The sequence below is a fragment of the Zymobacter palmae genome (genome assembly GCF_003610015.1).
GTDB classification, from domain to species: domain Bacteria; phylum Pseudomonadota; class Gammaproteobacteria; order Pseudomonadales; family Halomonadaceae; genus Zymobacter; species Zymobacter palmae.
In genome coordinates this window covers 484,727-497,454 of the sequence record NZ_AP018933.1, presented here as the reverse complement: position 1 = coordinate 497,454, position 12,728 = coordinate 484,727, and the positions used below count along the sequence as shown (strand labels likewise).

Below are 12,728 nucleotides of genomic sequence, written 5' to 3'. Positions count from 1 at the left end.
GCCGTTTTCTCACACAACGCTGAACCGCACTTACCGTGCGCCCCACTCCGACACTCGATACAGCACCTGACTATCCCCCGAAAAGCTCCCACACCGTGGGCATACCGCCCATACCGTGCCCCTTCCAATCTCTGCGAGCGCATTTAGCTGCTCAGCCTCGTAGACAGGAAATAAACGCTTCCTTTCTTGTTACCGTTTTACTGCGCATTGTTATGTCCTACCCGTGGGCACGATACGCTACGCTAACTGTTAATCTCCCCGATATTCAAACAGGTTACTGCCTCATATCCGTCTGGCAGTAGGCCATGACATTAGGACATCCGCCGTGCAAAGAACGCTGACCCATCGTGCCGCTACCCTGCTGCTGTCCTGCCTGCTGTCGCCGCTCGCCATTGCGGCACCGCTGCGCATCGACAATACCGGCGAACCGGAAACCCTTGATCCCCAGATGGCGACTGGGCTGCGCGAGTTCCGCATTGACCGTGAACTGTACGAGCCGCTGATCACCTACGATGCCGAAGGCAAGCTGATTCCAGGGCTGGCCCAGTCATGGGAAACGTCAGCGGACGGCCGAACATGGACCTTCCACCTGCGCGATGCGAAGTGGTCGGATGGTCAGCCCATCACCGCCGACGATGCCGTCTTCGCCCTTCAGCGCGCGCTGCTGCCGTCCACGCATTCACAGAACGCCTATCTGTACTACCCGATCGCGAACGCCCGCGACGTTAACACCGGCAAGAAAGCACCCGATACACTGGGCGTACGAGCACTCGACGCGCATACCATCGAAATTACACTGGATGCCCCGCTGTCCTACATGACATCCGTCATGGCTGATATCGCGCTGGCACCGCTGCCTAAGCACGCCATCAAAACGCTCGATAACACCCATTGGGTGCGTCAACAACCGTTGGTGGTCAGCGGCCCGTATCAGCTCGACCATTGGACACCGCAGGTCGAAGTGGTCGTTAAGAAGAACCCTGCTTATTACGCCGCGGACAGCGTGAAGATCGATAGCGCCGCGTTCTATCCGATCGAAAACACCGCCACGGCACTGACCCGCTACCGCAGCGGAGCACTGGACGTCTCCTACAGTCAAATTCCTTCGGCACAGTACAACTGGGCACGTGAGCATCTTGCTGATGCACTCAAGACCTATCCGGTGCTGGTGCATTACGTGTATCTGCCCAATATGAGAGAAGGCCAGCCGTTGGCGGACCATCGCGTGCGTGAAGCGATGAATCTTGCCGTACAGCGCGAGCTGATCACCGACAAGGTTATTCAGAGCAGTCAGCGCCCGTCCTACGCGGCCGTACCCTCCGTCGTTACCCAGCCGCATCAAGCACCTCACTTCGATTTCCAGTCATGGCCTTACGCGCAACGCCTCGAACGTGCCAAAGCGCTGATGAAAGAAGCGGGCTACAGCCCCGAACACCCGCTGGACGTCGAGCTGTCCATCAATTCAGTCGATGACCACCGCCGCATTGCCGTTGCACTGGCTGCGATGTGGAAACCGATCGGCATCGCGCCTCATTTCGTCACCCGCGATAGCTCGGCCCACTACAGCGCCATTCACCACGCGCAGTTCCAACTGGCCCGTTATGGCTTTCTAGGTGCAATGATGACGCCTGCCGAAGAACTCGGCATGTATGTATCGGATGCCAGCAACAACTACGCGGGCTATCAGAATCCACGCTATGACCAAAAAGTGGCGGAAGGCGTGCACGCCCTTACGCCCGAAGCGGCACAGCGAGCCTTCGACGATGCCCAGCGCATGTTGCTGGATGATATGGCGATGATCCCGATTCTGGACCAAACACAGTCACTGTTGGTGTCATCAAAAGTAAAGGGCTGGCAACCCAACGCGGTCGATGTTCACCCGCTGCGCTATCTGTCAGTCACGCCGTGACGTCACCGCCTTCAGTTAATTAGATTGCTATCGAGTAAGGAGGCTTTAACATTGAACGAGAGGGTCTATAAGACAGATTGCCTTACCCTCATTATCTGGTAGCGTGAAGGTTTTCCCGTTGAACGGCACACGATATGCAATGGCATGGGCGAACAATAACAACGCATGCCGTTGCACTACTCTTCTTCTGACGAAGACCCTTTAGGGAGAGCACAATGAAAACAGCATCCTCTGGCGCACTGGTGCGCGCATTGAAGGTGTCGGCGCTACTGATGGCATTCGGCTCGCCGCTGACACTGGCCAGCACACTGCGGATCGACAACGCCGGCGAGCCGGGCACGCTCGACCCGCAGCAGGCTCAAGGGCTGTGGGAAAGCCATATCCTGCAAGAAATGTACGAACCGCTGCTCACCTTTGATGCCAAGGGCAATATCATCCCGGGCCTAGCCTCTTCTTGGGAAACATCGGCAGACGGCCGCAAGATCACCTTCCATCTGCGTGACGCCAAGTGGTCCGACGGGCAGCCCATCACTGCCGACGATGCGGTGTTCGGTCTGCAGCGCACGCTACTGCCCGATACGGCGAACCCTAACGCTTATTACTACTATCCGATCCTGAACGCCGAGCAGATCAATCAGGGCAAACTTCCGGCCTCAGCACTTGGCGTCAACGCGCTGGATGCCCATACGCTGGAAGTCACGCTGACGCGTCCCAACTCCTATATTCTGGCGGAATTCGCGGCGCAGCCCTCTGTGCCCTTACCCAAGCACAGCATCAAGTCTCTCACTAATCACAGCTGGAGCGCGCGGCAGCCGGTCGTCAGCGGCCCTTACCTGCTTGATCACTGGAATCCACACGTCGATGTGCTGCTGAAGAAGAACCCCTCGTTCTATAACGCAGACAAGGTCAGCATCGACAACGTGGTGTTCTACCCTATCGAAGACCCGCTTTCGGCAGTAAACCGCTACCGTACGCACACGCTGGATATCTCCTATAACCAGATACCGTCGGCGCGTTTGGCCGAGCTGCGCAAGGACATGCCCAGTGACGTACAGGTCTTTCCATCGCTGTCGCATTACTATTACCTGCCCAATATGAAACAAGGGCAGCCCTTGGCGGACAAGCGCATCCGCGAAGCGATGAACATGACCGTCCAGCGTGAGGTCATCACTGATAAAGTGCTGAGAAATGGCTATGTGCCCACAACCTCTATCCTGCCCAGAACGATGAGCAAGGGTGCCTATGCGGTGGATGCTGACTTCCAGTCGTGGCCGATGAGCCAGCGCATTGAACGAGCGCGCGAACTGATGAAGGAAGCCGGTTACGATAAGGATCACCCTCTCGCACTCGAGATGAGTTTCAACTCGCTGGACGACCACCGCCGCGTTGCTGTCGCCATGGCCGCGATGTGGAAGCAGATTGGGGTCAACGTGACCTTGCAGACACGCGATGTGGCCAATCATTACAACAGCGTCAAGCTGGGCCAGTTCCAGCTGGCTCGCCACGGTACGATTCCGTCCATCGACAACCCCGTCGAAATGCTGGCCATGTTTGTCAGTGGCAGCCCGGACAACCGTTCCAGCTATACCAACCCAGAATTTGACCGCCACGTGAACAGCGCCATCACAGCCATGTCGCCTGAGGAAGCCCAGCGTGAATGGCAGGCGGCTCAACAGATTGCCATGAACGACGTCGTAGAAATTCCAGTAATGGATATGGCAATGGCCTATCTGGTGTCGCCCACGCTGAAGGGGTGGGAGCCGAATCCGCTTGATGTGCACCCACTACGCTACGTATCGCTGCAGAATCAATCGACTCAGCCGTGATCGTACGAGGCCGATGAGATAAGGCAACCGCTGGCATTTCATCTGTCGGTTCATCGGCGAAAACACGTTGGAGCTGCCATGCCGGAGCGTTTCGGACTGGCATGGCAGCCATTATTCCGCCATCATTCGTCCCTTTTGTAGCAATGCCGTGCCAACGTGCATACGCTGGATACATACGCCAAGAGACTTGCCACTATGCTGAAGTACATCATCAAACGGCTACTGCAAGCGATTCCGACGCTTCTCATCGTCATCACCTTGTCATTCTTCATGATGCGGCTTGCCCCGGGTGGCCCGTTTGACGGTGAACGCCAGTTGCCCCCAGAAATAGAAGCCAACCTGATGCGCTCCTACGGGCTCGATAAGCCCTTGCTGGTGCAGTACGGGAACTACCTGACGTCGCTAGCGCACGGTGATCTGGGACCGTCCTTCCGTGACAAGGACCACACGGTCAACGAACAGCTCGCACAGGGTCTGCCGGTCAGTATGACGATCGGTCTGCTGGCCATGGCGCTGGCCCTGCTGGTCGGTCTGCCACTCGGCATTCTGGCCGCTCTGCGGCGCAACGGTATCGTCGACTATGCCGTGATGGGGGTCGCACTGAGCGGTATTGCCATTCCCAACTTTGTGCTTGCGCCGCTGATGGCGGTCTTCTTCGGTCTGATCCTGCGCTGGCTACCCGTCAGCGGCTGGCCTACTGCCGGCCAAGGCATGATGAGCTATCTGCCGTACATGGTACTGCCCGTCATCGCGCTTTCTATCCAACAGATCGCCTACATCGCCCGCATGATGAGGGCGTCGATGATCGAGGTGCTGGGCCAGCCGTTCATCCGTACCGCTCGCGCCAAGGGGCTCTCGACGGTACAGATCATTCGCCGTCACGCCCTGCGTCCGGCTATGCTCCCCATCCTGTCGTACCTCGGGCCGGCCATCACCGGCATCATCACCGGTTCGGTTGTGGTCGAGAAGATCTTCTCCATCCCGGGCGTGGGCTCCTACTTCGTGCAAGGGGCCACCAACCGCGACTACACCTTGGTCATGGGGACCGTCGTACTGTATGCCACCATCATCATCATCATGAACCTGTTGGTCGACCTGCTGTACGCCTTCGTCGACCCTCAGGTACGCCACAACCGTTGAGGTTCAGGTGATGTATACGCTACGTCTTTATCTTCTTGCCCGATTGCAGTGAGTTTGCCATGACATCTTCCAAACCAGCTTCCTCTGCTGCGCTTTCCGGCAGCAGCCTGAGCCGCGAAGCTTGGCGGCGCCTCCGCCAGAATAAGGCCGCCATGCTCGGCCTGACGCTTCTCATCCTGATGATGGTGATTTGCGTCTTCGGCCCTTACTTTTCGCCGTGGGACCTCGATAGCGTCGACTTCGAGAACATCAGCGGCAGTCCGCCCTCTTTCGCGGCCCACCACTGGCTCGGTACCGACTCCGTCGGCCGCGATGTGCTGACGCGCACCCTCTATGGCGGGCGCATTTCGCTGGCCGTCGCCTTTATCGCATCGTTCGTGAGCCTGATCATCGGGGTGACTTACGGTGCTATCGCAGGCTATGTCGGCGGTCGTGTTGATACCCTGATGATGCGCTTCGTCGATATTCTGTTCTCGCTGCCGTTCATGTTCATCGTCATCCTGCTGATGGTCACGTTTGGCCGAAATATTCTGCTGATCTTTGCCGCCATCGGAGCCGTCGAATGGCTCGACATGGCGCGCATCGTGCGCGGCCAGGTGATGTCGCTCAAGCACCGCGAGTTCGTTGAAGCGGCGAACGCTTTGGGCGCTAGCGACACCAGCATCATCTTCCGCCATATGATTCCAAACACGCTGGGGTCGGTCATCGTCTACATCACGCTGACCGTTCCGCGCGTCATCCTGATGGAAAGCTTCCTGTCGTTCCTCGGTCTCGGGGTGCAGGAACCGAACACCAGCTGGGGGGTCGCGATCTCGGAAGGCCGCGATGTCATGGAAACCATGCCGTGGACACTGATCGTACCGTCCATCTTCCTTGCAGTGACGCTGTTCAGCCTGAACTTCCTAGGCGATGGACTGCGTGACGCTCTTGATCCAAAAACTCGCTGAGGCAGCCAAAGGAACGCTCTATGACGATGCAAGACACAGCGCCTTTGCTTGATGTAAAAGGCCTCAACGTTCACTTCCGTCTGCCCACGGGCGACATGCACGCCGTCAAAGACGTCAACTTCTCTGTGCGCGCGGGCGAAGTGCTGGCACTGGTCGGCGAGTCCGGCTCGGGCAAATCCGTGACAGCCAACAGTTTAATGCAGCTGTTACCCGATATCGCGACCCTCAGCGGTGAGGCCACATTCGATGGCAGCAACCTGCTGACCCAGAGCGAACGGGCCATGCGTCGCGTACGCGGCCAAGACATTTCGATGATTTTCCAGGAGCCGATGACGTCGCTTAATCCGCTCCAGCGCATCGGCCGCCAGATCGAAGAGGTGCTTAAACAGCACACCTCGCTCGGCAGTGCGGGTCGCCATGCGCGGGTCATCTCTCTACTGGAACAGGTCGGCATTCCCGAACCCCAACGCCGCTATCGCAGCTTCCCGACCGAACTTTCGGGCGGCCAACGCCAGCGCGTTATGATTGCTATGGCGCTGGCCTGTAACCCCCGTTTGCTGATTGCTGACGAGCCCACAACCGCGCTGGACGTGACCGTGCAGGCGCAGATTCTGGCGCTACTGCGTTCGCTGCAACAGCAGCACAACATGGCGGTGATCTTCATCACCCATGACTTGGCACTGGTACGCCATTTTGCCGATACCGTCTGTGTCATGCGCCAAGGCGAGCTGGTCGAATCAGGCCGCGTGAAGGATGTGTTCGATCACCCAGAGCACCCCTATACGCGCCAGCTGATCGATGCTATTCCGCGTGGCAGCAAGGCCCCCGTGCCTGACGATGCCCCAGTGCTGCTCGAAGCGCGCAACATCAGCGTGACCTACCCCATCCCGCGCGGCCTGTTCCACACCGATCATTTTCAGGCGGTCGACGGCATTGACCTGACACTGCGCAAGGGCCAAACGCTTGGGATCGTGGGCGAGTCCGGTTCAGGTAAATCGACGCTGGGACGAGCCCTGCTGCGTCTGATCGACTGCGAAGGCCAGATCATCTTCGACGGCCACAACATTGCCGCCATTCCTGCTCGGCGTCTGCGCTCTCGCCGCAGCGAGATGCAAGTCGTCTTTCAGGACCCTTACGGCTCGCTGTCACCTCGCATGACCGTGGGCGAGATCATCGGTGAAGGACTGCGCACCCAATTCCCTCACTTGTCCTACGATGAGCGCGAACGGCGCATCAGCGAGGTCATCAAGGAGGTCGCGCTCGACCCAGAAGTACGTAACCGCTATCCCCACGAATTCTCAGGGGGACAGCGCCAACGTATCGCCATCGCGCGAGCGGTCGTGCTCAATCCTCGCTTCCTACTGCTGGATGAACCCACGTCGGCCCTTGACCGCTCGGTACAGGCGCGCATCATCCAGCTACTGCGCGACCTACAGCAGAAGTACGAGATGAGCTATATCTTCATCAGTCACGATCTCGGCGTCGTACGTGCCCTTTCCGACACCATCATGGTGATGCAGAAAGGTAAGGTGGTCGAATCAGGCCCAACGGCCCAGCTGTTCGAAGCCCCCAAGGAGCGCTACACGCAAACACTGCTGGCTGCCGCATTTCTGGATGCTCCCCAAGCCTCCTGACCCGACGATAAAACGCCCCGGCACCCACTCATTACGGTGGATGCCGGGGCATTTTTTTATAAGAAAATAAAAAAGAATAAGCTAATAAATAGCCTGCAAATAAATAACACACCCAATTAATATCAGAAGCACTTCGTTGATACTTATAACTCAGCTGTCATATATTTTTCATAGTGGTTGCATTATCATGCTGTCGTTACTGGGAACTTTCCCGTATAAATAAGCGCATGTGTGTCGTAGCCGTGCTGGCATCTGCAGCACGTTTATGGCATAAGAAATTTCCCGAGATGCAGTGCGTAAATGGGTGCCTTTCATTTATGCATAATGAAACACTATCAAATCATCTGCTTCCCCGCCGATATTGAAGTGATTCATAAGCCGACGTCTCCACGAGGTCTTTGCTGGCATGGTACCTGCAAGATCACGTGATGGACTGACGCTATAAATAAAACCAATAAGAACATTCATGGCAGACACGCCCTGTCTGCTGAACCATTATGCTGACATCATCAAGGATCAACGACATGCAGATTTCCGCGAAGCATGCCCTCAAGCTGGCAATCGGTGCCGCTGCACTGGTAGGTGCCGCTCAAGCCAACGCTTTCACTGCTTTCCAGACCTCAGGTCTGCAGTCTGACGAGCTCATCATCAAAGGCCGTGTCGCTTATGAGTACGACTGGAACAAAAGCGGCAAAAACCATGATGATCATGATGACGCAGGTTCCCGTACTGCCATCAAATATACCCACCACTTCAACGAAGACTTTGCCGTTCTAGGTACGACAGAATGGGGCTACAACCCGTTCTTCCGCCACGGCTCTGACACTCGCCGCAACAAGCTCGACTACTACAAACGTCTGCAATTCGCAGGGGTTTCCTACAAAGGCATCGGTACACTGACCTACGGTAAACAGGCATCTGTTTACAGCATGGTCACCGACGCTACCGACCAATACTGGGTCTTCGGTGCAGCCGCCGACGGCAAAACTGGCCTGAAGCACCTTGTTGGTGCTGACCGCCCAGATAACAGCCTGAAATATCAGAACGCCTTTGGCGATGTGACCGTTGGCTTGATGTTCGGCGGCAACGATCATGACTATGACGATGATGGCAGCCGCCTGACTCGCCGCCACTTCGATCAGGCTGCCGTCAACTGGCAGGTTGCGCCTGACGTCACCATCGGCACTGCGTACAACCACGCCGCAATGAAGGACGACGCCAGCGATGAAAACTTCAACGTTGAACAGTACGTCGTAGGCGCTACGTGGACGCCGGGCAACTGGACTCTTGGCGTACTGGCAGGTCAATACCACAACGAACTGGCAGGTAACTACACCAGCGCTCGTGGTTATGAAACCTTCACTCAGTATGCCTTCAAGGATCTTGTTTCCTTCGGTGACGTATCCCTGTACGGCGGTCTGAACCGTCTTGAAGATCGCAACAGCCCGGCACGATCAAGCTCCTACATCGTAGGTACGGCACTGAAAACCCATAAAGGGTTCGGTGCTAATGACCGCTTCATCGTTGCTCTTGAACACGTCTTCAACGACAACAAGAATTCCAGCGGTCGTGATCTTGACGCCGAAGGTAAAAACCTCGACGCTACTTCCCTGCTGGTTCGCTACAACTACTGATAGCGATCTTCGGGAATGTCGTAACGTACTGCCCCGCCAGTGCGTTACCGAGGTACCAGACCCAGCTTCGGCTGGGTCTTTTCGTATCCCCATCCTACGTCTTGCATTCGCCCTAACTGAACATCATCGGTTCACTGTATCTGACCACCCGGTATGGACAGAGTTCACGCCACCGTCCAGGGCTTAAGTTTCATTCCCGATTAATAACATCAGATTTGAATAAACGGGTCTGCGGGTCTGCGGGTCTGCGGGTCTGCGGGTCTGCGGGTCTGCGGGTCTGCGGGTCTGCGGGTCTGCGGGTCTGCGGGTCTGCGGAAAAGATAATGACCCCGCCTCTGATAAGGCAAGGGCCATCCTGTACAACCAAGTGCGCCTTACTGAAATTCACGCCACCTCAGCATGACTCACCATCAACTGAAGCGATACGACGCCACGATAGCTGTTGCGCGCCAGACGATAGGCACACCGAATGCGATCACCAGGACCAAACGGACTTTCCTGACCCGCTGCAATCGCCTTGAACCATATGGCACGGTACTGCATACGCCCAGCGCCGAGCATCAACATCATGTGGTTGCGCTGACTGCCCACCAAACGACAGTCATGGATCTCGAACACGCCCTCAAACAACGGCTCTTCGAACTCGCGCCCAAACGGTGCTAGCTGTTCCAGCAGCGCGACGGTTTCCAGTGACACCTCTTCCGGCAGCAGCTCGCCATCCGTCAGTACGACAGGTGCCAGCTCTCGATCGCCCAGCTGATCGGCCACGGCCTGCTCAAGCTGGTGCTGAAACGCCTCAACGTGCTCTCTGAACAGCGTAACGCCTGCCGCCCCGGCATGACCACCAAAGCGCAGCAGCGCTCCTAAAACGCGCTCGTGTACCTGTTGCAAGGCCTGCCGCAGATGCACGCCTTCGATGGATCGTCCTGAACCACTGAGCTGATTGAGCGCAGGCGCATTGGTCAGAATCACCGTAGGTCGCCCATAGCGCTGAACCAAACGTGAAGCAACGATACCCTGAACACCGGCATGCCCTTCAGGCAAATGAATCACCAGTGCAGGCGCATTGCGCTCCAGCAGTGGCTTCGCCTTCTGGACCGCCTGCTCCACCATCTCAGCTTCAATCATCTTGCGCGATTGATTGTCGGCGTCGAGGATATCGAGGTAGCGACGTGCCGTGGCATCATCCGATGCCATCATGAAATGCAGTGCCGCATAGGGATCGTCTAGTCGAGAGCGCGCGTTAATGCGCGGCCCCATCTGGAACCCCAGCGTGCCCGCATCAAACGGCAAACTGTCGGCCCCCAAGCGCTCGGCCATCACGCGCCAGCACGGTGCATCCATGCGGTTGATAAGCGCTAGCCCCCGCGTGACAACCGCGCGATTGATTGCACTGCGCCCAAGAGAAACGCAGTCCGCCACTGTGCCCAGCGCTACATAGGACAACCAACCAGACAGCCGAGGCGTCGATTCAGGAATCGCGCCCCATTCAACCAACTGAGCGCGGGTCTGCATCATGATCAGCCAAGCGACCATACAGCCCGCAATCGTCGTATCGGGGTAGTCGCAGTCTTCACGCGAAGGATTGACGACCGCATAAGCAGAAGCAGGCGGCCCTTCGACAGGCAGTGCATGGTGATCAGTCACCACAACGTCGATGCCTTCAGCGGCCAAACGGGCGATACGCGGCTCGTCAGACGATCCGCAGTCAGCCGTGATGACCAGTGTCGGGCGCGGCCTGAGCGCCAGCGTATGCTCGACCAACGGCGCGCTGATGCCATAGCCATCGTTGATGCGATGCCCAATCAGACTGTGTAGACGCGCTTCAGGGACACCCAACAGTTCATGTAGCGTGCGCTTGATTACGACATGAGAGGTGATGCCATCGACATCGTAATCGGTCAGGATGCCGATCTGCTCGCCCTCGGTCACTGCCTGCGCAATGCGGGCCGCGGCGCGCTCACCATCCTTGAGCTGGCAAGGATGCACGATACTGCCCAGCGTTGGCGTAACCAGTTCCGCCAGATCCGTACACCCCTTGAGGCGCCCTGCCAGCACGCGCGCTGCCAGCGGCGACAGGCCCAATGCCTGAGCAGCAGCCAGCACACCACCATCCTGTTCACGCCTAACAAGGCAGACCTCGGTGGTCGCTCGTGATACCGGCGCAGGCACCGCCTGCGCCAGAGAGGTTGCACGACTCATCAGTGACGATGACTCTCGACGAACGCCTGAACCGCACTCTGCTCAGCAGGCAGTACGTCGTAGTACTCGTCTGCGGCCAGCATTTCGACAAAGTGCAGCGGCAGTACGGGTTCGGCCAGTCCAGCCTTGACGATAGCGTCGGAGAACTTGGCCGGATGCGCAGTCGCCAGCGTGACCATCGGCACGTCAGGGTGCTGGTTACATTTTTCAGCCGCGTACACACCCGTTGCCGTATGCGGGTCAAGGACTTCGCCCGTGCGATCGAACATCTCGCGAATCACGTTCAGGATGGTGTCATCACTCGCCGTTGCGCTGGAGAACAGCTCGCGCATGCGCGCCAGCGGTGCATCGGCCAGTGCCGCAGGTGCTTTCTGGAAGCGTTCCAGCAGCTCGCGAACGGCAGCGCCATCACAGCCATATGCGAAGAACAACAGGCGTTCGAAGTTCGATGACACCACGATGTCCATTGACGGCGCCAGCGTCGCCAACAGCTCCTTACGGGAGAAGTCGTTGGACGCTAGTGTGCGGTGTAGGATGTCGTTCGCATTGGTCGCGATGACCAGTTGACGAATCGGCACACCCATTTCACGCGCGATATAGCCAGCAAAGATGTTACCGAAGTTAGCAGACGGCACGGTGAAGCTGACTTCGCGATCCGGTGCGCCCAGCGCTACGGCCGCCGCAACGTAGTAGACGGTCTGCGCCATAATGCGCGCCCAGTTGATCGAGTTCACCGCGATCAGGCGCGTACCGTGCAGGAAAGCTTGGTCGGCAAAGCTGCCTTTAACGATCGCCTGCGCGTCATCGAAGTTGCCCTCAATAGCGATGTTGTGAACGTTATCGGCCTTAACGGTCGTCATCTGGCGACGCTGGATTTCGGAAACGCGGCCTTTGGGATGCAGGATAAAAATATCCAGGTTTTCGCAGGCACGGCAGCCTTCAATAGCGGCCGAACCGGTGTCACCCGAAGTCGCCCCCATGATGACGCCTTTCTCGTCACGCTGCTTAAGGAAGTGATCCAGCAGACGGCCTAACAGCTGCAACGCCACGTCTTTGAACGCCAGCGTCGGGCCATGGAACAGCTCTAACAAAAAGTGGTTGCTGTTCAGCTGCTTGAGCGGCACAACGGCATCGTGATGAAAGGAGGCGTAGCTTTCTTCGATCAGGCGACGGAAAGTGGCATCGTCGATGGCATCGCCCACGAACGGACGCATCACGCGATAAGCGATCTCGACGTAGGAGCAGCCTGCCATGGCACGCAGATCATCTGGCGTGATCTTCGGCAGAGTTTCGGGCACATACAGCCCACCATCGCTTGCCAGACCCGCCAGCAGTACATCTTCAAATCCCAATGCAGGGGCCTGACCCCGCGTGCTGATATAACGCATGCCCAATATCGTCCCGTGTGTTCTGTTGATCATGAAGGCCTGGCACTA

At 57.5% G+C, this 12,728-nt stretch carries 8 protein-coding genes; 6 read left to right on the top strand and 2 right to left on the bottom strand.

All coding sequences use genetic code 11. The annotated features are described in order from the left end of the window. The first annotated feature begins 325 nt into the window (after nucleotides 1-325). From ZBT109_RS02220 to ZBT109_RS02195, 6 genes are all read left to right on the top strand, one after another. Nucleotides 326-1,909 (top strand): peptide ABC transporter substrate-binding protein, encoded by a 1,584-nt coding sequence (locus ZBT109_RS02220; protein WP_051523681.1) that lies wholly within the window; start codon nucleotides 326-328, stop codon nucleotides 1,907-1,909. Nucleotides 1,910-2,124: 215 nt separating this feature from the next. Then, complete coding sequence (locus tag ZBT109_RS02215) at nucleotides 2,125-3,735, top strand: peptide ABC transporter substrate-binding protein (RefSeq protein WP_038277707.1); 1,611 nt, start codon at nucleotides 2,125-2,127, stop codon at nucleotides 3,733-3,735. Between the two features lie 195 nt (nucleotides 3,736-3,930). Then, the gene (oppB, locus tag ZBT109_RS02210) at nucleotides 3,931-4,875 is read left to right on the top strand and encodes an oligopeptide ABC transporter permease OppB (RefSeq protein ID WP_027704640.1); all 945 of its coding nucleotides are present in this window, start codon (nucleotides 3,931-3,933) and stop codon (nucleotides 4,873-4,875) included. Nucleotides 4,876-4,934: 59 nt separating this feature from the next. Next, entirely contained in the window at nucleotides 4,935-5,822 is an 888-nt protein-coding gene (locus ZBT109_RS02205) for an ABC transporter permease (protein WP_027704639.1), read from the top strand. Between the two features lie 26 nt (nucleotides 5,823-5,848). Continuing rightward, nucleotides 5,849-7,456, top strand: coding sequence for an ABC transporter ATP-binding protein (locus ZBT109_RS02200; RefSeq protein WP_027704638.1), 1,608 nt, complete (start codon nucleotides 5,849-5,851; stop codon nucleotides 7,454-7,456). A 524-nt stretch (nucleotides 7,457-7,980) separates the two neighbouring features. Further along, complete coding sequence (locus ZBT109_RS02195) at nucleotides 7,981-9,090, top strand: porin (RefSeq protein ID WP_027704637.1); 1,110 nt, start codon at nucleotides 7,981-7,983, stop codon at nucleotides 9,088-9,090. A 384-nt stretch (nucleotides 9,091-9,474) separates the two neighbouring features. On the opposite strand, the gene recJ is transcribed toward ZBT109_RS02195, so the two are convergent. Further along, entirely contained in the window at nucleotides 9,475-11,292 is a 1,818-nt protein-coding gene (gene recJ / locus ZBT109_RS02190; protein ID WP_084261729.1) for a single-stranded-DNA-specific exonuclease RecJ, read from the bottom strand. Continuing rightward, nucleotides 11,292-12,680, bottom strand: coding sequence for a threonine synthase (thrC, locus tag ZBT109_RS02185; RefSeq protein WP_027704635.1), 1,389 nt, complete (start codon nucleotides 12,678-12,680; stop codon nucleotides 11,292-11,294). Before thrC ends, recJ begins: the two co-directional genes overlap by 1 nt. Nucleotides 12,681-12,728 lie beyond the last annotated feature (48 nt).